20 protein-coding genes are annotated in these 20,706 nt (G+C 56.3%); 14 read left to right on the top strand and 6 right to left on the bottom strand.

Going from position 1 to position 20,706, the window contains the following annotated elements; genetic code table 11:
- The first annotated feature begins 115 nt into the window (after nucleotides 1–115).
- The 11 genes from ndk to ACF8PE_RS02785 all read left to right on the top strand — a co-directional run bounded on the left by ndk (nucleotide 116) and on the right by ACF8PE_RS02785 (nucleotide 12,319).
- Nucleotides 116–547, top strand: coding sequence for a nucleoside-diphosphate kinase (gene ndk / locus ACF8PE_RS02735; RefSeq protein ID WP_032613104.1), 432 nt, complete (start codon nucleotides 116–118; stop codon nucleotides 545–547).
- Between the two features lie 169 nt (nucleotides 548–716).
- The gene (locus tag ACF8PE_RS02740; RefSeq protein ID WP_032613102.1) at nucleotides 717–1,883 is read left to right on the top strand and encodes a bifunctional tRNA (adenosine(37)-C2)-methyltransferase TrmG/ribosomal RNA large subunit methyltransferase RlmN; all 1,167 of its coding nucleotides are present in this window, start codon (nucleotides 717–719) and stop codon (nucleotides 1,881–1,883) included.
- Nucleotides 1,884–2,175: 292 nt separating this feature from the next.
- Nucleotides 2,176–3,174 (top strand): cytoskeleton protein RodZ, encoded by a 999-nt coding sequence (gene rodZ / locus ACF8PE_RS02745; RefSeq protein ID WP_150872045.1) that lies wholly within the window; start codon nucleotides 2,176–2,178, stop codon nucleotides 3,172–3,174.
- 30 nt (nucleotides 3,175–3,204) lie between these two features.
- Complete coding sequence (ispG, locus tag ACF8PE_RS02750) at nucleotides 3,205–4,323, top strand: flavodoxin-dependent (E)-4-hydroxy-3-methylbut-2-enyl-diphosphate synthase (protein WP_032613098.1); 1,119 nt, start codon at nucleotides 3,205–3,207, stop codon at nucleotides 4,321–4,323.
- Between the two features lie 91 nt (nucleotides 4,324–4,414).
- The gene (gene hisS, locus ACF8PE_RS02755) at nucleotides 4,415–5,689 is read left to right on the top strand and encodes a histidine--tRNA ligase (RefSeq protein WP_392494525.1); all 1,275 of its coding nucleotides are present in this window, start codon (nucleotides 4,415–4,417) and stop codon (nucleotides 5,687–5,689) included.
- A 13-nt stretch (nucleotides 5,690–5,702) separates the two neighbouring features.
- Complete coding sequence (locus tag ACF8PE_RS02760) at nucleotides 5,703–6,323, top strand: YfgM family protein (protein WP_032613095.1); 621 nt, start codon at nucleotides 5,703–5,705, stop codon at nucleotides 6,321–6,323.
- 10 nt (nucleotides 6,324–6,333) lie between these two features.
- Nucleotides 6,334–7,512, top strand: a complete 1,179-nt coding sequence (gene bamB / locus ACF8PE_RS02765; protein WP_032613093.1) for an outer membrane protein assembly factor BamB — start codon at nucleotides 6,334–6,336, stop codon at nucleotides 7,510–7,512.
- A gap of 110 nt (nucleotides 7,513–7,622) precedes the next feature.
- A complete protein-coding gene (gene der / locus ACF8PE_RS02770; protein WP_059307403.1) occupies nucleotides 7,623–9,095 on the top strand; it encodes a ribosome biogenesis GTPase Der in 1,473 nt (490 codons plus the stop codon).
- Between the two features lie 299 nt (nucleotides 9,096–9,394).
- Complete coding sequence (locus tag ACF8PE_RS02775) at nucleotides 9,395–10,948, top strand: peptide MFS transporter (protein WP_032613089.1); 1,554 nt, start codon at nucleotides 9,395–9,397, stop codon at nucleotides 10,946–10,948.
- Between the two features lie 62 nt (nucleotides 10,949–11,010).
- Nucleotides 11,011–12,045, top strand: coding sequence for a Gfo/Idh/MocA family oxidoreductase (locus ACF8PE_RS02780; RefSeq protein ID WP_392494528.1), 1,035 nt, complete (start codon nucleotides 11,011–11,013; stop codon nucleotides 12,043–12,045).
- 52 nt (nucleotides 12,046–12,097) lie between these two features.
- Nucleotides 12,098–12,319, top strand: coding sequence for a zinc ribbon domain-containing protein (locus tag ACF8PE_RS02785; RefSeq protein WP_103793049.1), 222 nt, complete (start codon nucleotides 12,098–12,100; stop codon nucleotides 12,317–12,319).
- Here ACF8PE_RS02785 and ACF8PE_RS02790 read toward each other — a convergent pair.
- Together ACF8PE_RS02790 and ACF8PE_RS02795 are read right to left on the bottom strand one after the other, a co-directional pair.
- Nucleotides 12,316–12,666, bottom strand: coding sequence for a protealysin inhibitor emfourin (locus ACF8PE_RS02790; RefSeq protein ID WP_103793048.1), 351 nt, complete (start codon nucleotides 12,664–12,666; stop codon nucleotides 12,316–12,318). The genes ACF8PE_RS02785 and ACF8PE_RS02790 overlap by 4 nt on opposite strands.
- Entirely contained in the window at nucleotides 12,667–13,686 is a 1,020-nt protein-coding gene (locus ACF8PE_RS02795; protein ID WP_059307407.1) for a M4 family metallopeptidase, read from the bottom strand.
- A 158-nt stretch (nucleotides 13,687–13,844) separates the two neighbouring features.
- Between ACF8PE_RS02795 and ACF8PE_RS02800 the strand changes: the two genes are divergently transcribed.
- Complete coding sequence (locus ACF8PE_RS02800; RefSeq protein ID WP_392494531.1) at nucleotides 13,845–14,978, top strand: MFS transporter; 1,134 nt, start codon at nucleotides 13,845–13,847, stop codon at nucleotides 14,976–14,978.
- On the opposite strand, the gene xseA is transcribed toward ACF8PE_RS02800, so the two are convergent.
- Nucleotides 14,979–16,352: an exodeoxyribonuclease VII large subunit gene (gene xseA / locus ACF8PE_RS02805; RefSeq protein WP_103793045.1), complete on the bottom strand. Its 1,374-nt coding sequence runs from the start codon at nucleotides 16,350–16,352 to the stop codon at nucleotides 14,979–14,981.
- A 159-nt stretch (nucleotides 16,353–16,511) separates the two neighbouring features.
- Between xseA and guaB the strand changes: the two genes are divergently transcribed.
- Both guaB and guaA read left to right on the top strand, forming a co-directional pair.
- Entirely contained in the window at nucleotides 16,512–17,978 is a 1,467-nt protein-coding gene (gene guaB, locus ACF8PE_RS02810) for an IMP dehydrogenase (protein ID WP_032613080.1), read from the top strand.
- Between the two features lie 63 nt (nucleotides 17,979–18,041).
- The gene (gene guaA / locus ACF8PE_RS02815) at nucleotides 18,042–19,619 is read left to right on the top strand and encodes a glutamine-hydrolyzing GMP synthase (RefSeq protein WP_392494533.1); all 1,578 of its coding nucleotides are present in this window, start codon (nucleotides 18,042–18,044) and stop codon (nucleotides 19,617–19,619) included.
- Nucleotides 19,620–19,681: 62 nt separating this feature from the next.
- Here guaA and ACF8PE_RS02820 read toward each other — a convergent pair whose 3' ends face one another.
- The 3 genes from ACF8PE_RS02820 to ACF8PE_RS02830 are packed head-to-tail and all read right to left on the bottom strand — an operon-like array spanning nucleotide 19,682 to nucleotide 20,692.
- On the bottom strand, nucleotides 19,682–20,428 hold the full coding sequence (locus ACF8PE_RS02820; RefSeq protein WP_392494535.1) for an alpha/beta fold hydrolase: 747 nt from the start codon (nucleotides 20,426–20,428) through the stop codon (nucleotides 19,682–19,684).
- Nucleotides 20,429–20,437: 9 nt separating this feature from the next.
- Nucleotides 20,438–20,536 (bottom strand): YdgH/BhsA/McbA-like domain containing protein, encoded by a 99-nt coding sequence (locus ACF8PE_RS02825; RefSeq protein WP_392494613.1) that lies wholly within the window; start codon nucleotides 20,534–20,536, stop codon nucleotides 20,438–20,440.
- Between the two features lie 6 nt (nucleotides 20,537–20,542).
- Nucleotides 20,543–20,692, bottom strand: a complete 150-nt coding sequence (locus tag ACF8PE_RS02830) for a hypothetical protein (RefSeq protein ID WP_392494536.1) — start codon at nucleotides 20,690–20,692, stop codon at nucleotides 20,543–20,545.
- Nucleotides 20,693–20,706 lie beyond the last annotated feature (14 nt).

Here is a 20,706-nt window from a genome sequence, read left to right on the forward strand (position 1 = left end):
CTTATTTTAAAAAAATGTTACATCCATCCATAGGCAATGGCGTTAATGCTCATTATAATCCGCGCCATATCTTACGCATGAATGCAAAACAACAGAACAAATCACAGAGGTAATCATGGCTATTGAACGTACTTTTTCCATCATCAAACCAAACGCGGTGGCAAAAAACGTTATTGGCAGCATCTTTGCTCGCTTTGAAGCGGCAGGGTTCAAAATCGTTGGCACCAAAATGCTGCATCTGACCGTTGAGCAGGCTCGCGGTTTCTATGCTGAGCACGAAGGTCGCCCATTCTTCGACGGCCTGGTTGAATTCATGACCTCTGGCCCAATCGTGGTATCCGTACTGGAAGGCGAAAATGCCGTTCAGCGTCACCGCGATCTGCTGGGTGCAACCAACCCGGATAACGCTCTGGCAGGTACTCTGCGCGCAGATTACGCTGACAGCTTCACCGAGAACGGCACCCACGGTTCCGACTCTGTAGAATCTGCTGCGCGTGAAATCGCTTTCTTCTTCGCAGAAGGCGAAGTGTGTCCACGTACCCGTTAATCTAACGGTTTCGTTTACACATTATTTTCGTAAATGCCACGTGCAGACGTGGCATCCCTGCGCCAGACTTTGTACAATGCAACGCCCCGGATGAGCAGACTGCTTACCGGGGCGTTTCTTTTCAACCCTCCACGGGCCATAACGTGTAACAACGAGGCCGGAATATATTATGTCTGAATTAGTTAATACCTCCGAAGTCGCCATTCCTGCGGTTCCAAATAAAAATGGAAAAATCAACCTGCTGGACCTGAACCGTCAGCAGATGCGCGAGTTCTTCAAAGAGATGGGCGAGAAGCCGTTTCGTGCCGACCAGGTCATGAAATGGATGTATCACTATTGCAGCGACAATTTTGATGACATGACTGACATCAACAAGGTGCTGCGTAACAAGCTGAAAGACGTGGCTGAAATTCGCGCACCGGAAGTGGTGGAAGAGCAGCGTTCAGCTGACGGCACCATCAAATGGGCGATTGCCGTCGGCGATCAGCGCGTTGAAACGGTCTATATCCCGGAAGATGACCGCGCCACGCTGTGCGTCTCTTCCCAGGTCGGTTGTGCGCTGGAGTGTAAGTTCTGCTCCACGGCGCAGCAGGGCTTTAACCGTAACCTGCGTGTTTCTGAAATCATCGGCCAGGTCTGGCGTGCGGCGAAAATCGTCGGCGCGGCAAAAGTGACCGGCACCCGTCCTATCACCAACGTGGTGATGATGGGGATGGGCGAGCCGCTGCTGAACCTGACCAACGTGGTGCCAGCCATGGAAATCATGCTGGATGACTTCGGTTTTGGCCTGTCCAAACGTCGCGTGACCCTCTCCACCTCAGGTGTTGTGCCTGCGCTGGATAAGCTCGGCGACATGATTGACGTCGCGCTGGCCATCTCTCTGCATGCGCCGAACGACACCATCCGTGACGAAATTGTGCCGATCAACAAAAAGTACAATATCGAGACCTTCCTGAACTCGGTTCGTGGCTATATTTCGAAGTCCAATGCCAACCAGGGACGCGTCACCATTGAGTACGTCATGCTGGATCACGTCAACGACGGTACCGAGCATGCGCACGAGCTGGCGGCACTGCTGAAAGATACGCCGTGCAAGATCAACCTGATCCCATGGAACCCGTTCCCGGGCGCGCCGTATGGCCGTAGCTCGAACAGCCGTATCGACCGTTTCTCCAAGGTGCTGATGGAGTACGGCTTTACCACTATTGTGCGTAAAACCCGTGGTGATGATATTGATGCTGCCTGTGGTCAGCTGGCCGGTGATGTTATCGACCGTACCAAGCGCACGCTGCGTAAACGTATGCAGGGCGAGGCTATCGCCGTCAAGGCCGTGTAATTATTATGCTGTCCCGGCGCATTATCTGCGCCGTGACAGCGTAAGATGCGAATAAACAGTCATTGCGCCGGTGAATGGGTAATAATTACGGTGCGTTTTATATGACTTTAAGGCAGTATGTAACGACGCAACAACAGTTTAACCTCACTGACAAGCCGCTTCTGTCAACCAAAACCTGACAGTGTTGTGCTGTCTGACTAAGGTTAACTGACCAGAAGTTTCGCGGTGCGGGTGGCATTGTGACTCACCGGCGCCAGGATCCTCAATTTTCACGTACCATTAGTTGTAGCGAATGAATACTGAAGCCACTCACGACCAAAATGCAGCACTTTCCACTGGCGTTCGTCTACGTAACGCCCGTGAACAACTCGGACTCAGCCAGCAAGCCGTTGCGGAACGCTTATGTCTGAAGGTTTCCACGGTCCGCGATATTGAAGAAGATAAGGCACCTGCCGAACTTGCTTCTACGTTTCTGCGTGGTTATATCCGCTCCTATGCGAAACTGGTGCATATTCCTGAAGAAGAACTGCTGCCAATGATGGAAAAACAGGCACCGGTCAGAGCGGCAAAAGTCGCGCCGATGCAGAGTTTTTCGTTGGGCAAACGTCGTAAAAAACGTGATGGCTGGTTGATGAGCTTTACCTGGTTGGTATTGTTTGTGGTTATCGGTCTGACGGGCGCCTGGTGGTGGCAAAACCACAAAGCGCAGCAGGAAGAGATCACCACCATGGCCGATCAGTCCTCCGCCGAGCTGAATAACTCTGCGGGCGAGGGCGCTCAAAGCATCCCACTGAATACCGACACCTCAGCAACGGCCAGCGAAACGCCGGCAGCAACGGCCAATACCCCGGATACCACAACGGCGCAGACTGCTGCGCCAGCCGTTAATCAAACCGCCCAGGCTCCGGCTGACAATGCCGTCGTTTCCCCTTCTCAGGCGAACGTTGAGACTGCACCGGCAACAACGGCGAATAACGCGGTTCAGCCTCTGCCATCCGATCCGGCGGGCGTGACGGCTGCACCGGCCGACCCGAATGCACTGGTAATGAACTTCAACGCTGATTGCTGGCTGGAAGTGACCGACGCAACCGGCAAAAAGCTGTTCAGCGGCCTCCAGCGTAAGGACGGCACGTTAAATCTGGCAGGCCAGGCGCCTTATAAGCTCAAGATTGGTGCTCCGGCAGCGGTCCAGATCCAGTTCCAGGGTAAACCTGTCGATCTGAGCCGTTTTATCAGAACTAACCAGGTTGCGCGTCTGACCCTCAATGCCGAACAATCAGCAGCACAGTAAGTAACAGACGGGCAACGCGGGAGATTTTTCATGCATAACCAGGCTCCTATTCCACGTAGAAAATCGAAACGTATTTACGTCGGGAATGTGCCAATCGGCGATGGTGCTCCTATCGCCGTTCAATCGATGACCAACACCCGTACCACCGATGTGGCGGCGACGGTCAATCAGATCAAAGCGTTAGAACGTGTAGGCGCGGATATTGTTCGCGTTTCTGTGCCCACTATGGATGCGGCAGAAGCGTTCAAACTCATCAAACAGCAGGTCTCCGTTCCGTTGGTAGCCGATATTCACTTCGATTACCGTATCGCGCTGAAGGTAGCGGAATACGGCGTCGATTGCCTGCGTATCAACCCTGGCAACATCGGCAGCGAAGAGCGTATCCGCGCGGTAGTTGATTGCGCCCGCGACAAGAACATTCCCATCCGTATCGGCGTGAACGCCGGTTCGCTGGAAAAAGATCTGCAGGAAAAATACGGCGAACCGACCCCGCAGGCGCTGCTGGAATCGGCCATGCGTCACGTGGATCATCTCGATCGTCTGAACTTCGATCAGTTCAAGGTCAGCGTTAAAGCGTCGGACGTTTTCCTCGCCGTTGAATCTTATCGTCTGCTGGCGAAGCAGATCGATCAGCCGTTGCACCTCGGGATCACCGAAGCCGGCGGCGCGCGCAGCGGTGCGGTGAAATCGGCGATTGGCCTGGGTCTGCTGCTCAATGAAGGCATTGGCGACACCCTGCGTGTCTCGCTGGCCGCCGATCCCGTCGAAGAGATCAAAGTCGGTTTCGATATTCTCAAATCGCTGCGTATTCGTTCCCGTGGCATCAACTTTATCGCCTGTCCGACCTGTTCGCGTCAGGAGTTCGATGTCATTGGTACGGTGAATGCACTTGAGCAGCGTCTGGAAGATATCATCACCCCGATGGACGTTTCGATTATCGGTTGTGTGGTGAACGGTCCGGGCGAGGCGCTGGTGTCGACGCTGGGCGTCACGGGTGGCAACAAGAAAAGTGGTCTCTATGAAGATGGCGTCCGCAAAGATCGTCTGGATAATAACGACATGATCGATCAGCTTGAAGCCCGCATCCGTGCTAAAGCCACCATGCTGGACGAAGCGCAGCGCATCAGCGTGCAACAAGTCGAAAAATAACGTGATGGGAAGCGGTTCGCTTCCTGTGTATGATTGAACCCTTCGGTTATGAACCCCAGGGTTCATTTTTGTCTATAGAAAGAGAACAAACGTGGCAAAGAACATTCAAGCCATTCGCGGCATGAACGATTATCTGCCTGCCGAGACCGCCATCTGGCAGCGCATTGAAGGCACCCTCAAGCAGGTGCTCGGCAGCTACGGTTACAGCGAAATCCGTTTGCCGATTGTAGAGCAGACCCCGTTATTCAAACGCGCTATCGGTGAAGTCACCGACGTGGTTGAAAAAGAGATGTACACCTTTGAGGATCGTAACGGCGACAGCCTGACCTTACGTCCAGAAGGTACGGCGGGATGTGTACGCGCCGGCATCGAACATGGTCTCCTGTACAATCAGGAGCAGCGCCTGTGGTATATCGGCCCAATGTTCCGTCACGAACGCCCACAGAAAGGCCGTTACCGCCAGTTTAACCAGCTGGGTGTCGAAGCCTTTGGTCTGCAAGGGCCGGATATCGACGCGGAACTCATTATGCTGACCGCCCGCTGGTGGCGTGCGCTGGGTATCGCCGATCACGTATCACTGGAGCTGAACTCCATCGGTTCTCTTGAAGCCCGTGCAAACTATCGCGACGCGCTGGTGACATTCCTCGAGCAGCATAAAGAGCAGCTGGACGAAGACTGTAAGCGTCGTATGTACAGCAACCCACTGCGCGTGCTGGATTCCAAGAACCCGGACGTACAGGCACTGCTGAATGACGCACCTGCCCTCGGCGATTATCTCGACGACGATTCCCGCGAACACTTTGCCGGTCTGTGCAAATTGCTGGAAGCTGCCGGTATTGCTTACACCGTAAATCAACGCCTGGTGCGTGGTCTGGACTACTACAACCGCACCGTGTTTGAGTGGGTTACCACCAGCCTGGGTTCACAGGGAACGGTCTGTGCGGGCGGTCGTTACGATGGCCTGGTAGAGCAGTTGGGCGGCCGTCCGGCACCTGCTGTTGGTTTCGCCATGGGTCTTGAGCGACTTGTTTTGTTAGTTCAGGCAGTTAATCCGGAATTTAAAGCCGATCCTGTTGTCGATATATACCTGGTGGCCTCAGGCGCGGAAACGCAGTCTGCGGCAATGCAGCTTGCCGAACGCGTGCGCGATGCGCTGCCTGCGGCTAAGCTGATGACCAACCACGGCGGCGGCAACTTTAAGAAACAGTTCGCCCGTGCCGATAAGTGGGGCGCGCGCATCGCACTGGTACTTGGCGAGTCCGAAGTGGCTAACGGCGAAGTGGTAGTGAAGGATCTGCGCTCTGGTGAGCAAACAACAGTAACGCAGGATGGCGTTGCGGCGCACTTGCGCACTCTACTGGGCTAAGGAGAAGGACTGCGTGGAAATGTACGAGAACGAAAACGACCAGGTTGATGCGATTAAACGCTTCTTTGCTGAAAACGGCAAAGCGCTGGCTGTTGGGGTCATTTTAGGTGTTGGTGCCCTGGTGGGCTGGCGTTACTGGAACAGTCATCAGATCGATTCCGCGCGTGGCTCCTCCTTACAGTATGAAAATACCGTGAGCGCCATTCAGGCCGATCAGCCACAAACCCTGGCGGCGGCAGAGAAATTTGCCGCAGACAACAAGAACACCTATGGCGCACTGACTTCGCTGGAAGTCGCTCAGCAGTTCGTTGATAAAGGCGAGCTGGACAAAGCGGCAGCCCAGCTGCAGCAGGGTCTGGCAGCCGCAGGCAACGATAACCTGAAAGCGCTCATCAACCTGCGTCTTGCCCGTATTCAGGTGCAGCAAAAGAAACCAGACGAAGCGCTGAAAACCCTGGACACCGTCAAAGGTGAAGGTTTTGCCTCCATCGTTGCCGACCTGCGCGGTGAAGCACTGCTGAGCAAAGGCGACAAACAAGGCGCGCGCAGCGCATGGGAAGCGGGTGTGAAAAGCAACGCCTCGCCAGCGCTGAGCGAAATGATGCAGATGAAAATAAATAATTTGTCCGTCTGAGAGGGACCCGATGCAATTGCGTAAATTACTTCTGCCAGGACTGCTTTCCGTTACGTTATTGAGCGGCTGTTCACTGTTCAGCGGCGAAGAAGATGTTGTCACCATGTCTCCACTGCCGACGGTTGAAAACCAGTTTGCACCGTCTACCGCATGGAGCACGTCCGTGGGTGACGGTATTGGCGACTTCTATTCCAACCTTCATCCGGCATATGCAGATGGCGTTGTCTATGCGGCTGACCGCAAAGGCACGGTAAAAGCCATGAATGCCGATGACGGCAAAGAGGTGTGGTCCATTAACCTGGCAGAAAAAAGCGGCTGGCTGTCACGCACGCCAGCCCTGCTGTCAGGTGGTGTGACGGTTGCCGGTGGCCATGTTTATATCGGCAGCGAAAAGGCACAGGTTTATGCCCTTAACGCCAGCGACGGTTCTATTGCCTGGCAAACCCGCGTTGCCGGCGAAGCGCTCTCTCGTCCGGTTGTCAGCGACGGCATGGTGCTGGTCCATACCGCTAACGGTCAGCTGCAGGCATTGAATGAAGCTGACGGTGCGGTGAAGTGGACCGTTAACCTGGATATGCCTGCGCTCTCCCTGCGCGGTGAATCTGCCCCCGCCACTGCGTTTGGTGCGGCCATTGTTGGCGGCGATAACGGTCGCGTTAACGCCGTACTGATGCAGCAGGGCCAGCTGATCTGGCAGCAGCGCATCTCTCAGGCAACCGGTCCGACCGAAATCGACCGTCTGAGCGATGTGGATACCACCCCGGTTATCGTCAACGGCGTTGTTTACGCCCTGGCCTATAATGGCAACCTGACCGCGATGGATCTGCGTAGCGGCCAGGTGATGTGGAAACGTGAGCTGGGTTCAGTGAACGATTTCGTGGTGGATGGCAACCGCATCTATCTGGTCGATCAGAACGATCGCCTGCTGGCGCTGAGCACCGATGGCGGCGTAACGCTGTGGACGCAAAGCGATCTGCTGCACCGTCTGCTGACCGCACCGGCGCTGTATAACGGCAGCCTGGTCGTGGGTGATAGCGAAGGCTACATGCACTGGATCGACCCGAGCAACGGTAGTTTTGTCGCCCAGGAAAAAGTCGACGGTTCCGGTTTCCTGACCGAGCCGGTGGTGGCTGACGGCAAACTGCTGATCCAGGCAAAAGACGGTACGCTGTACGCGATCACGCGTTAATCACCGCGGTTGTAGTATACTCAACGGCTCCTGTTGCTTCAGGGGCCGTTTTGATTTTTTAAAAAACGCCGCATACGCGACGTGATATCGAATTTTATGAGGCTTTAAACATGGTACCTGTGGTCGCGCTTGTCGGGCGCCCGAACGTTGGAAAATCCACTCTTTTTAACCGATTAACCCGCACCCGTGATGCGCTGGTTGCGGATTTCCCGGGGCTGACGCGTGACCGTAAGTACGGTCGTGCAGAAGTGGAAGGTCGTGAGTTCATCTGTATCGATACCGGCGGTATCGACGGCACAGAAGATGGCGTTGAAACCCGCATGGCGGAACAATCCCTGCTGGCGATTGAAGAAGCAGACATCGTGCTGTTTATGGTGGATGCACGTGCGGGTCTGATGCCTGCCGACTCTGCTATCGCCAAGCACCTGCGCTCACGCGAAAAAGCCACCTTCCTGGTCGCGAACAAAACTGACGGTATCGATGCCGATCAGGCGATGGCCGATTTCTGGTCATTAGGTCTGGGCGATATCTACCCGATCGCCGCCTCTCACGGTCGTGGCGTGACCAGCCTGCTGGAAACCGCGCTGCTGCCGTACGTTGACGAGATCAACCCGCCTGAAGAAGTCGATGAAGACGCCGAATACTGGGCGCAGTTCGAAGAAAGCGAAGAGGGCGAAGAGGAGCCGGAAGACGACTTCAACCCGCAGGATCTGCCGATTAAGCTGGCAATCGTCGGTCGTCCAAACGTAGGTAAGTCTACACTTACCAACCGTATCCTCGGTGAAGACCGCGTGGTGGTGTACGACATGCCGGGTACTACCCGCGACAGCATTTACATCCCCATGGAGCGTGACGGACGTGAATACGTTCTGATCGACACCGCGGGCGTGCGTAAGCGCGGTAAAATCACCGATGTGGTAGAAAAATTCTCGGTAATCAAAACCCTGCAGGCGATCGAAGACGCCAACGTGGTGATGCTGGTTATCGATGCCCGTGAAGGCATCTCCGATCAGGATCTCTCCCTGCTCGGCTTTATCCTCAATAGTGGGCGCTCACTGGTTATCGTCGTCAACAAGTGGGACGGCCTGAGCAACGACGTGCGTGAGCAGGTCAAAGAGATGCTGGACTTCCGTCTGGGCTTTATCGACTTTGCCCGCGTCCACTTCATCTCTGCCCTGCACGGTAGCGGTGTAGGTAACCTGTTCGAGTCCGTACGCGAAGCCTACGACAGCTCTACCCGTCGTGTCGGCACCGCGATGCTGACCCGCATCATGACCATGGCGGCAGAAGACCATCAGCCACCTCTGGTGCGTGGTCGTCGCGTGAAGCTGAAATATGCCCACGCAGGGGGCTATAACCCACCTATCGTGGTTATTCACGGTAACCAGGTGAAGGATCTGCCGGACTCTTACAAACGCTACCTGATGAACTACTTCCGCAAATCGCTGGACGTAATGGGTACGCCGATCCGTATCCAGTTCAAAGAAGGGGATAACCCGTTTGCTAACAAGCGCAACACCCTGACACCAAACCAGATGCGTAAGCGTAAGCGTTTGATTAAACATATTAAGAAAAGCAAATAATCTTTGCTGCTCTGTTGAAAACCCGCGCCTGTCGCGGGTTTTTTTATGCCTGTCTGCAACGAATAATTATTGATGTGATGTCAATCACTATTCATGTTTATCCAACAGAAAATCCAGAAAATAAGACGATTGTCGAACTTTCATCTTTTGGTGGGGGTATAGGGGCTGGACAAAAGTTGCTTCAGGTTATCAAATGGTTAAATAACATTTCGCCGGATGTAAAAAAGCCACCCGATCGCTAACCGGGCGGCGGAGACCCGGTGTTAACAAGCACGACGACACTTCATTTCAGGAGCATTATGCAATCCTCTGTTAATAAAAACGAAAGCCGAACTTTCTTCGGCCATCCTTATCCACTCGGCGCGCTATTCTTCACAGAGATGTGGGAGCGCTTCTCGTTTTACGGTATTCGTCCGCTCCTGATCCTGTTTATGGCGGCCACCGTCTATGACGGCGGCATGGGGCTGGCCCGTGAAAATGCCTCTGCTATCGTCGGTATCTTTGCCGGGACCATGTACCTGGCCGCGCTGCCGGGCGGCTGGCTGGCGGATAACTGGCTCGGCCAGCAGAAAGCAGTATGGTACGGCTCGATCCTGATTGCCCTCGGCCATCTGTCGATTGCGCTTTCCGCGGTGATGGGTAACAACCTGTTCTTCATCGGTCTGATGTTTATCGTCCTTGGCTCGGGTCTGTTTAAAACCTGTATCTCGGTGATGGTGGGCACGCTGTATAAAAAAGGCGATGCGCGTCGTGACGGCGGCTTCTCGCTGTTCTATATGGGCATCAACATGGGGTCGTTTATCGCGCCGCTGATCTCCGGCTGGCTGATTAAATCCCACGGCTGGCACTGGGGCTTTGGTATTGGCGGCATCGGGATGCTGGTGGCGCTGGTCATTTTCCGCCTGTTTGCCGTACCGTCGATGAAGCGCTACGACAGCGAAGTGGGGCTGGACTCCACCTGGAACAGCCCGGTAGTGAAAAAAAACGGCGTGGGCGCCTGGTTACTGGCGCTGGCGGCAGGTGTTGCGATTATTGTTACTCTGATTGCGCAGGGCGTGATTGTGATTAACCCGGTCGCGGTGGCCAGCGTGCTGGTCTACGTGATTGCCGCCTCGGTGGCGCTCTACTTCATCTGGCTGTTCATGTTTGCCGGTCTGAACCGTAAAGAGCGCGCCCGACTGCTGGTCTGCTTTATCCTGCTGGTGTCCGCGGCCTTCTTCTGGTCTGCGTTTGAACAAAAGCCAACTTCCTTTAACCTGTTTGCAAATGACTATACCAACCGCATGATCGGTGATTTTGAAATCCCGGCAGTGTGGTTCCAGTCGATCAACGCCCTGTTCATTATCCTGCTGGCCCCGGTCTTTAGCTGGGCCTGGCCGAAGCTGGCGAGCAACAATATTCGCCCGAGCAGCATCACCAAGTTCGTGATCGGTATTTTGTGTGCGGCAGGGGGCTTTGGCCTGATGATGCTGGCGGCGCAGAACGTCCTCAATAATGGTGGGGCAGGGGTGTCACCGTTCTGGCTGGTGGGCAGTATTTTGATGCTGACCCTCGGTGAACTCTGTCTCAGCCCGATTGGCCTGGCGACCATGACGCTGTTGGCTCCGGAGAGAATGCGTGGCCAGATGATGGGCCTGTGGTTCTGCGCCAGCGCCCTCGGCAACCTGGCGGCGGGTCTGATTGGCGGTCACGTGAAGGCCGATCAGTTGGATCTGCTGCCGAATCTCTTTGCACGCTGCTCCATCGCGCTGCTGATTTGTGCTGCCGTGCTGATGGTGCTCATTGTTCCGGTGCGTCGTATGCTGGAAAATACCCAGACGAAAAATGAGTCGAAAACGGTAACCAACGCCTGATATCTGCCTTTGCTGGCCGGGGCGTGCGTTACGCTCCGGCCTTGCTAATACAGAGGTGATATATGCAGATTGGGTTTGTTGGACTCGGCGCGGTGGTTGAAACCGCCTACTTACCCGCACTACAAATCACCTTTGGTGCTTCCCTCTGCTGTCTGGGGTTTGATATCCAGCCGGCAAAGAGGCTTGATGGCGTCACCCATTGTCCTTCGCTTACCGACCTTCTGACCCGCCCCCTCGATACGCTGTTTATCACTACCGCATCGCTGCAGCATCATGAGGTGCTTGAGCTGGCGCTGGCCTCCTCCATCCCGCGCATTGTGGTTGAAAAGCCGATTGTCGCGACGCTCACCCAAATCGCCATGCTGAAAACACTGCTGGCAAGGCCAGAGGCGGCCGCCCGGGTGCTGGCACTCGATCACTGGATGGCGCGCCTTAATCTGGTGCAGCTGGGGTTGGTCGGGGCGTTTTCCGATATCGTCCGCATCGAAGGTTTTTTACAGGAGCCGAGCGGGTTTAACGCGGCGGGGGAGCCTGTCGCACTCAATTTTGCCACCGGGGAACCGGATACCCGAACGCTGCGCCATCCTGACGGGGTGATCCTGGATATCGGGACGCACGTGCTGGCGATGATGCGCGAAACGGTGCGTTACCTGGGCGGCAATGGCGATATTGCTTTGCAGGTGGTAACTGCCAGAGATCGTCTGGGGCGCGATATCGCAAAAGGCGATCTGACCACGGCGGAAGGCGAGGCGCATCTTCAGGGGCAGATCGGCGGCGTGCCGGTGGATATCTGGCTGAACAAATATGCCGGACCGTCCGGTGGACAAAAAGGGCTGCGACTGCATCTGCGGGACGGACGCGTAATCAGCCACGACCGACGCGGGGCGGAGGATGTCCTTGAGCTGATCGAGGGCGATAAGGTTCAGACCTGGCGTTTTGGCGGCACGATTTATGCGCGCTGTCTGGCGGAGTATATTTTGGGGGAGCACAGCCTGTTTGCACGCGACCCGGGCGAGGTAAGCCGTACGACGCAGCGCAGGCTGGAAGAGGTAGAAATCCTGCTGACATTACAGCAACAGCTACGTGGCTCCCACTAAACGCATCGTGGTAATATCAGGGCAGAACTGAATGTCCTTTAAAGGAGTCATCATGTCGATTACCTGCCCGGATTGCCATGCGGAGATTGAACCGCAAAACGGTGTGGCGCACTGCGAGAATTGCCATAAAGATATCGTCCTGGAAGCGCGCTGCCCGGAGTGCCATCAGCCACTCCAGGTATTAAAGGCCTGCGGTGCGGTGGATTATTTCTGCCAGAACGGCCACGGTTTGATCTCGAAAAAACGCGTGGCGTTCGTCAGGGCTGACGCTTAATCGCAGACGCAGCCTTCGCCTTTTTGCCAGAGTTCGACCAGCGACTCTGGCGCTTCCTGCTCGGGAACCAGCACAATGATGTCGGTATATTGCGCCTGATTGTGCCGGGTCCAGATTATCTGGATGCGAAAATAGCGCTGGTCGCCGCCGCCGGCTGATGATCGCTGGCCGGGAGGCTCTCCCCGTGGAATAGCCTGCTCCAGTATGTTCACCACGCGCTGGCGCTGCGTGCTGCTAAGCGTCGAGAGCGCGATTCGCCGTAACCCGCTGAGATGGGGAATATAGGCCACGCCGCCTTCACGCGCCAGCTCAACCACCGCGTCATCCGTCAGTTCGGGAACCTGCATTTACAACACTCCCACCTGTTTCCAGGCTTGCTCAATGGCTGCTGCGACGTCACCACCCGATCGCTTTTCACCGTGTGCTACCGTCAGTTTCGCAAAGGCGTCAAAATCCGCATCTTGCGCCAGCTGTCGATCGCAAACCGTGTCATACCAGGCATAACCCGCTTTCTCCCAGGCATAGCCGCCAATGGCCGTCGCGGCAAGGTAAAACGCGCGATTAGGAATGCCCGAATTAAGATGCACGCCGCCGTTATCTTCACGCGTTTTGATAAAGTCTTTCATATGCCCGGGCTGCGGATCCTTGCCGAGCAGGGGATCGTCATAGGCGGTTCCTGGTTCTGACATCGATCGCAGCCCTTTGCCATTGATCGCTTCCGCCAGCAGCCCTTCACCTATCAGCCAGTCGGCCTGGTCGGCCGTTTGCTTCAGGTGATACTGTTTCACCAGCGAGCCGAAAACATCAGATAATGACTCATTCAGCGCACCCGATTGTTCAAAGTAGATAAGCCCGGCTTCGGTTTCGGTTACGCCATGGCTAAGTTCATGTGCCACAACGTCAATGGCAATCGTGAAGCGGTTAAATATCTCGCCGTCACCATCGCCAAAAACCATCTGCTGACCATTCCAGAAAGCGTTCTGATATTCCCGCCCATAATGAACGGTGCCCGTCAGTATCAGCCCTTTATTATCCAGCGAGTCGCGATGATAATTTTTCCAGAAAAAATCATGGGTGATACCTAAATAATCATAGGCTTCATCGACGGCAATATCCCCATTTGACGGCTGTCCCTCATAACGCACCTGAGCGCCCGGCAGTTCCTGGGTCTGTTTTGCATCATAAATATCACGCTCCAGCTGCCCGGTTTTATTAACGTGCGGCGCAGCGGGTTTACCTGGCATATGTGCCATCAGCGTTTGTACATGTGTTAGTGTCTGGCGGGCGCAACGCTGCTGCGGCTCAGAGCCACTTTCAATAATACGACGAAGAATATACGGCGGGATCACGCTGTGAATTCGGGTCATGCTTCTCTCCTGTTTCTGGCAATGCCGAAAAAAGAAACACGTTAATTGTAAATGATGACGCCGCAGGCGGAGAGAAGTCAGAGTATTCGTACCGGTAAAAACTGGCATAACGCCTTCTCAGCGTTTAGGTTTTTACTGCGGGCAAAGAGAGGGGCGTAATGAACAGACCGATCGCACTAGGTATAACCGGGTTCTCATTAATCGCGGTGACGTATGGCATGGCGAGATTTTCCTGGGGTCTGATGCTGCCCGATATTCGTCAGGCCATCCCTTTCTCACCCCAGATTGCCGGAGGGATTGCCGCCTGTAGCTATGCGGCCTATTGCCTGTCAGTATTCTTTGCCTCTTCACTCACTAACCGCTTTGGTCCCCGCGTACCGGCTTTGCTGGCAGCCGTCACGGCAGCGAGTGGACTGTTTATTCTGGCATTCTCGGCGCAGCCGCTCACCCTTGCGACAGGGTTATTTATTGCCGGGCTAAGTTCGGGGCTGGCCTCACCCGCGCTTGCCGGTGCCGTAGATGACACCATTGCGCCAGATCGAAAGACCCTGGTGAACACCGTCATTAATGCCGGAACAAGCGCCGGGATCATTCTCTCGGTGCCGGTTCTGTTTTTTATGCCGGGAGGCTGGCGCGCGGCCTGTATCGTCTTTGCCCTTCTGGCACTGCTCTGCCTGCTGGCAGCGTGGCGTTATCTGCCGGGGCTGTCTACGCGCAAGCGAGAACAACTGCCATCCTGGCGCGGGTTGCTTCGCAAGCCGGGCATGTACCGGCTGTTAATGATTACTTTCGTGAGCGGCGTTGCCAGCGCCGCCTGGTGGAGTTTTGGCCCGGAGTTGCTTACGAGCCATACCGGGCTTGATAGCGCCGTGACGCGGGTTCTGTGGCTGGTGAGCGGCGGGGCAGGGATCGTTGCCGTGTTTACCGGGAGTGCGGCAAAACGTATCGGAATGCGGGGCGTTTACCGGCTTTCGCAGATTTTCATGGCCGCCTCGCTGCTGGCTCTGGCGTTAAGTGAAGGGTTTGCCTGGTGGCTGGTGCCGGTGGTGGCGATGAGCGGGGCGGGATACGTTATTTTGTCTGGCGTACTGCTGGTGCAGGGCGCGACTATCGCCCATCCGTCACCGGCTGTGGGGGTCAGTATGGCTTTCCTGATGCTGGCAGCCGGACAGGTTGTCGGCGCCGTGGTGTTTGGTCTGTTACTGGGAATGGCAGGCGCAGCCGTAGCGCTGGCCATTTTTTCCGGACTGTCCTGGGCGCTGCTTGCCGTCACGCCTGACGGCAAACCCTGATCACGCTTTTTTACGCGCGCGCGTTTTCTTTACCGGCGTCACGCCTTTCACTTCGCTTTCCACCCAGCCGTCTGACAGCCGGGTAGTAAGCACATCCCCGACGTTGACCTGTTTAGCCTGCTTCAGTACGTTGCCATCGGTCGCGGTGGTCACGCTGTAGCCGCGCGCCAGCGTCGAGAGCGGGCTGACGGCTTCCAGATGGGTAACCGCATTACCAAAGCGCTCGCGGGTGCTGCTCAGCCGTGCGCGCAGGTTCTCCGCAAGACGATACTCCAGCTGCTGAATACGGGTTTGCGCCCGGTAGATGCGTGGCTGCGGGTTATGCTGATTCAGGCGCTGAGTGGTGCGCTGCTGGCGCTGCCCCGCCCGTTTAAGCTGATTGTCCACCGCGAGGTTCATCCGCTGGCGCAGACGTTCCAGCACGGTTTGCTGACGCGCCAGACGCAGCTGGGGGTGCTGCTGTTGCAGACGATGATGAAGCTGGGTAAAGCGACGGGTGCGGTTGGCAAGGAAATAGTCCATTGCCATCTCCAGGCGCTGCTGGCCGTTTTGCATCTGTCGTAGCAGCTCGAGCTGGTTACGGCTCACCACTTCTGCCGCGGCAGAGGGCGTGGGTGCGCGCAGGTCAGCGACAAAATCTGCGATGGTGACGTCGGTCTCGTGCCCGACGGCGCTGACTACCGGGATCTGGCTGGCAAAAATCGCCCGCGCCACGCGTTCGTCGTTAAAGCTCCACAGATCTTCCAGCGAGCCGCCGCCGCGCCCGACGATCAGCACATCACACTCCTGACGGGCATTGGCGAGCTGAATGGCGCGAACAATCTGCCCGGGCGCATCGTCGCCCTGCACCGCAGTCGGGTAGATAATGACCGGCAGGGAAGGGTCGCGGCGTTTCAGCACATGCAGGATATCGTGCAGCGCGGCGCCGGTTTTCGAGGTGATCACCCCCACGCAGTGGGCAGGGGAGGGAAGCGGTTTTTTATATTGCTGATCGAACAGCCCTTCCGCGGACAGCGCGGCTTTCAGCTGCTCATACTTCTGCTGCAGAAGCCCTTCACCCGCTGGCTGCATGCTCTCAACGATAATCTGATAATCACCGCGCGGCTCGTACAGGGTGATACTGGCGCGTACCAGCACCTGCTGCCCGTGCTGCGGCCGGAAGGTCACCCGGCGGTTGCTGTTGCGGAACATCGCGCAGCGCACCTGGGCGGTATTGTCCTTCAGGGTAAAGTACCAGTGACCGGATGCCGGTTGGGTGAAATTGGAGATCTCTCCGCTGATCCACACCTGGCCTATTTCCTGCTCAAGCAGCAAACGGACCGTCTGGTTAAGGCGGCTGACAGTATAAATTGAGGGGGATTGGGAGGATAACATGTGAGCGGGATCAAATTCTAAATCAGCAAGTTATTCAGTCGATAGTAACCTGATAAGAGGCAATCGCAAGCGTTTTTTATAAAAAAGTGTAGATGCAATCGGTTACGCTCTGTATAATGCCACGGCAATATTTAACCACCCAGGTCAGAGATATTGCCCATGCTACGTATCGCTAAAGAAGCACTGACGTTTGACGACGTCCTCCTCGTTCCCGCTCACTCCACCGTTCTGCCGAATACTGCCGATCTCAGCACGCAGTTGACCAAAACCATTCGCCTGAACATTCCTATGCTCTCCGCGGCAATGGACACCGTGACTGAAGCGCGCCTGGCTATCGCCCTGGCTCAGGAAGGCGGCATTGGCTTTATTCATAAAAATATGTCTATCGAGCGCCAGGCGGAAGAAGTTCGCCGCGTGAAGAAACATGAATCTGGCATCGTTACCGATCCACAGACCGTTCTGCCAACCACGACCCTGCACGAAGTGAAAGCGCTGACCGAGCGTAACGGCTTTGCAGGCTACCCGGTTGTGACCTCCGATAACGAACTGGTGGGTATCATTACTGGCCGTGACGTGCGTTTCGTCACCGACCTGAACCAGCCGGTCAGCGTCTATATGACGCCGAAAGAGCGTCTGGTCACCGTGCGTGAAGGTGAATCCCGCGACGTGGTCTTCGCCAAAATGCACGAAAAACGTGTTGAGAAAGCGCTGGTAGTGGACGACAGCTTCCACCTGCGCGGCATGATCACCGTTAAAGACTTCCAGAAAGCAGAACGTAAACCGAACGCCTGTAAAGACGAGCATGGCCGTCTGCGCGTCGGTGCTGCGGTTGGCGCAGGTGCCGGCAACGAAGAGCGTGTTGATGCGCTGGTTGCCGCAGGCGTTGACGTGCTGCTGATCGACTCCTCTCACGGCCACTCCGAAGGCGTACTGCAACGCATTCGTGAAACCCGTGCAAAATACCCTGACCTGCAGATCATCGGCGGCAACGTGGCCACTGGCGCAGGCGCACGTGCCCTGGCCGAGGCTGGCGTCAGCGCGGTGAAAGTGGGTATCGGCCCTGGCTCCATCTGTACGACCCGTATCGTTACCGGCGTAGGCGTTCCGCAGATCACCGCAGTATCCGACGCGGTAGAAGCGCTGGAAGGCACCGGTGTTCCGGTTATCGCTGATGGCGGTATCCGTTTCTCTGGCGACATCGCTAAAGCGATCGCGGCCGGTGCGGCAGCGGTAATGGTTGGCTCCATGCTGGCCGGTACGGAAGAATCCCCGGGCGAAATCGAACTCTTCCAGGGCCGTTCTTATAAATCTTACCGCGGAATGGGTTCTCTGGGCGCGATGTCCAAAGGCTCCTCCGACCGTTACTTCCAGACCGATAACGCTGCCGACAAACTGGTGCCGGAAGGCATCGAAGGTCGCGTGGCTTACAAAGGCTACCTGAAAGAGATCATTCACCAGCAGATGGGCGGCCTGCGCTCCTGTATGGGCCTGACCGGCTGTGGTACCATTGACCTGCTGCGTACCAAAGCCGAATTCGTGCGTATCAGCGGCGCGGGTATTCAGGAAAGTCACGTTCATGACGTGACCATCACCAAAGAGTCCCCGAACTACCGTATGGGCTCCTGATAAGTTTCCACGCCCGGCTATATGCCGGGCGATTTTGTTTCACTTGCCTCGGAATTAGCGTCAATGACGGAAAATATTCATAAACATCGCATTCTCATTCTGGATTTCGGTTCGCAATACACTCAGCTGGTCGCGCGTCGCGTCCGTGAGCTGGGCGTTTACTGTGAGCTGTGGGCGTGGGATGTCACGGAAGCACAGATTCGCGAATTCAATCCAAGCGGTATCATCCTCTCCGGTGGCCCGGAAAGCACCACCGAAGCCAACAGCCCGCGCGCCCCGCAGTACGTGTTTGAAGCCGGTGTGCCGGTGTTCGGCGTCTGCTACGGCATGCAGACCATGGCGATGCAGCTTGGTGGCCATGTTGAAGCATCCAACGAACGTGAGTTCGGCTACGCGCAGGTTGAAGTCCAGACCGACAGCGTGCTGATCCGCGGTATCGAAGACTCCCTGACCGCCGACGGCAAACCGCTGCTCGACGTCTGGATGAGCCACGGCGACAAAGTCACCGCTATCCCGTCCGACTTCGTGACCGTTGCCAGCACCGAGAGCTGCCCGTTTGCCATTATGGCCAACGAAGAAAAACGCTTCTACGGCGTGCAGTTCCACCCGGAAGTGACCCACACCCGTCAGGGTATGCGCATGCTGGATCGCTTTATTCGCGATATCTGCCAGTGTGAAGCGCTGTGGACGCCAGCCAAAATCATCGACGATGCGGTGGAACGTATTCGCCAGCAGGTCGGTGATGACAAAGTGATCCTCGGCCTGTCCGGCGGCGTTGACTCCTCCGTGACGGCCATGCTGCTGCACCGCGCCATTGGTAAGAACCTGACCTGCGTCTTCGTGGACAACGGTCTGCTGCGTCTGAATGAAGCCCAGCAGGTGATGGACATGTTCGGTGACCACTTCGGTCTGAACATCGTTCACGTAGAAGGCGAGAAGCGCTTCCTCGACGCGCTGGCGGGCGAGAACGATCCTGAAGCCAAACGTAAAATCATCGGCCGCGTGTTCGTGGAAGTGTTCGACGAAGAAGCGCTGAAGCTGGAAGACGTGAAGTGGCTGGCACAGGGCACCATCTACCCGGACGTGATCGAATCCGCGGCTTCTGCCACCGGTAAAGCACACGTCATCAAATCTCACCACAACGTGGGCGGCCTGCCGAAAGAGATGAAGATGGGTCTGGTTGAGCCGCTGCGTGAGCTGTTCAAAGACGAAGTGCGTAAGATCGGCCTGGAGCTGGGTCTGCCGTACGACATGCTCTACCGTCACCCGTTCCCGGGTCCAGGTCTGGGCGTGCGCGTGCTGGGCGAAGTGAAGAAAGAGTACTGCGACCTGCTGCGTCGCGCAGACGCGATCTTCATCGAAGAGCTGCACAAAGCCGACCTGTACAACAAAGTGAGCCAGGCGTTCACCGTCTTCCTGCCGGTTCGCTCTGTAGGCGTAATGGGCGATGGCCGTAAGTACGACTGGGTTGTCTCCCTGCGTGCGGTTGAGACTATCGACTTTATGACCGCTCACTGGGCGCATCTGCCGTATGACTTCTTAGGCCGCGTGTCTAACCGCATCATCAACGAAGTTAACGGTATTTCCCGCGTGGTGTATGACATCAGCGGTAAGCCACCGGCAACGATTGAGTGGGAATAACACCCGCCCAATAATCTCGTCATGATTAAAGCCCGCAGTCAGCGGGCTTTTTTTCGCCGGTATCATTTCGCGGCTTGCTCAATCGTCCGGGCAATTTCTTCCGGCTGACTCACCATCGACACATGGCTTGCCGTCACTTCGGTAGTTTTGGCATGAATCGCTTTCGCCATGGCCCGCTCCAGGTCCGGGTTGATCATCCGGTCATTCTTGCTGACCACATACCAGCTCGGCTTATCATGCCAGGCTGCGTGGGTAACTTTTTCCGCAAAGGCATCTGCACGTATCGGGCCTTGGGTAGCGGTCAGCGTGTTCTGCTCAGCCGCTTTAAGGTCTGGCGCAAAGTCCTGGCGTACCGATTTGCCCGGCAGATAGAGAAAACCGTCGGCGGTTTTAGCGATACCTGCGCTGCCCGGCGGGGCAGGATAGCTCCCCGCCAGATCCGCCGTGGACTGGCCGGAGTCCGGGGCAAATGCCGCCACATAAACCAGTGATTTCACCCGCGCATCGTTGCCCGCCTCGCTGATCACCGTGCCGCCCCAGGAGTGCCCCACCAGCACCACATCGCCCTTAGCCCGGGCGATGGCGCGTTGGGTGGCGGCGACATCCTCTTTCAGCGACGTGAGCGGCAGCTGAACGGCAATGACCTCGGTATGCTGGCGTTGCAGTTGGTCGATAACCCGGTTCCAGCTGCTGCCGTCGGCAAAAGCGCCATGCACCAGCACCACGGTTTTAGTATTCGCCAGCGCCGTACCACTGGTCGTAGCCAGCAGCAGGCCCACTGCCAGGGAATGAATAGAGAGTTTTTTCATGGTCAAGCCTCAACGATAAATATCGGCGGTGCCTGACAGAGTGTTGTTTCCCCCGGCAGAAGTAATGTGGAACGCGCCTGCACCTGCTTTGGCAGCCTTGGCCTGCAGTTTCGCCTACAGATCCGCGAGCGACGTTGCGCCGCTGCTGTCAGAAACGGTGCCAATTTTTTGCAGCCCCTGAGGCTGGTTAATTTCCTGGGCAGCGAAAGCGCTAGAAGCCATGGCAGCAGAGAAGGCCAGAACAGCAATCAGTAATGTTTTCATGGTTCAAATCCTCA

The organism is Leclercia sp. GLN_9 (genome assembly GCF_043105735.1).
Classification (GTDB): domain Bacteria; phylum Pseudomonadota; class Gammaproteobacteria; order Enterobacterales; family Enterobacteriaceae; genus Enterobacter; species Enterobacter adecarboxylatus.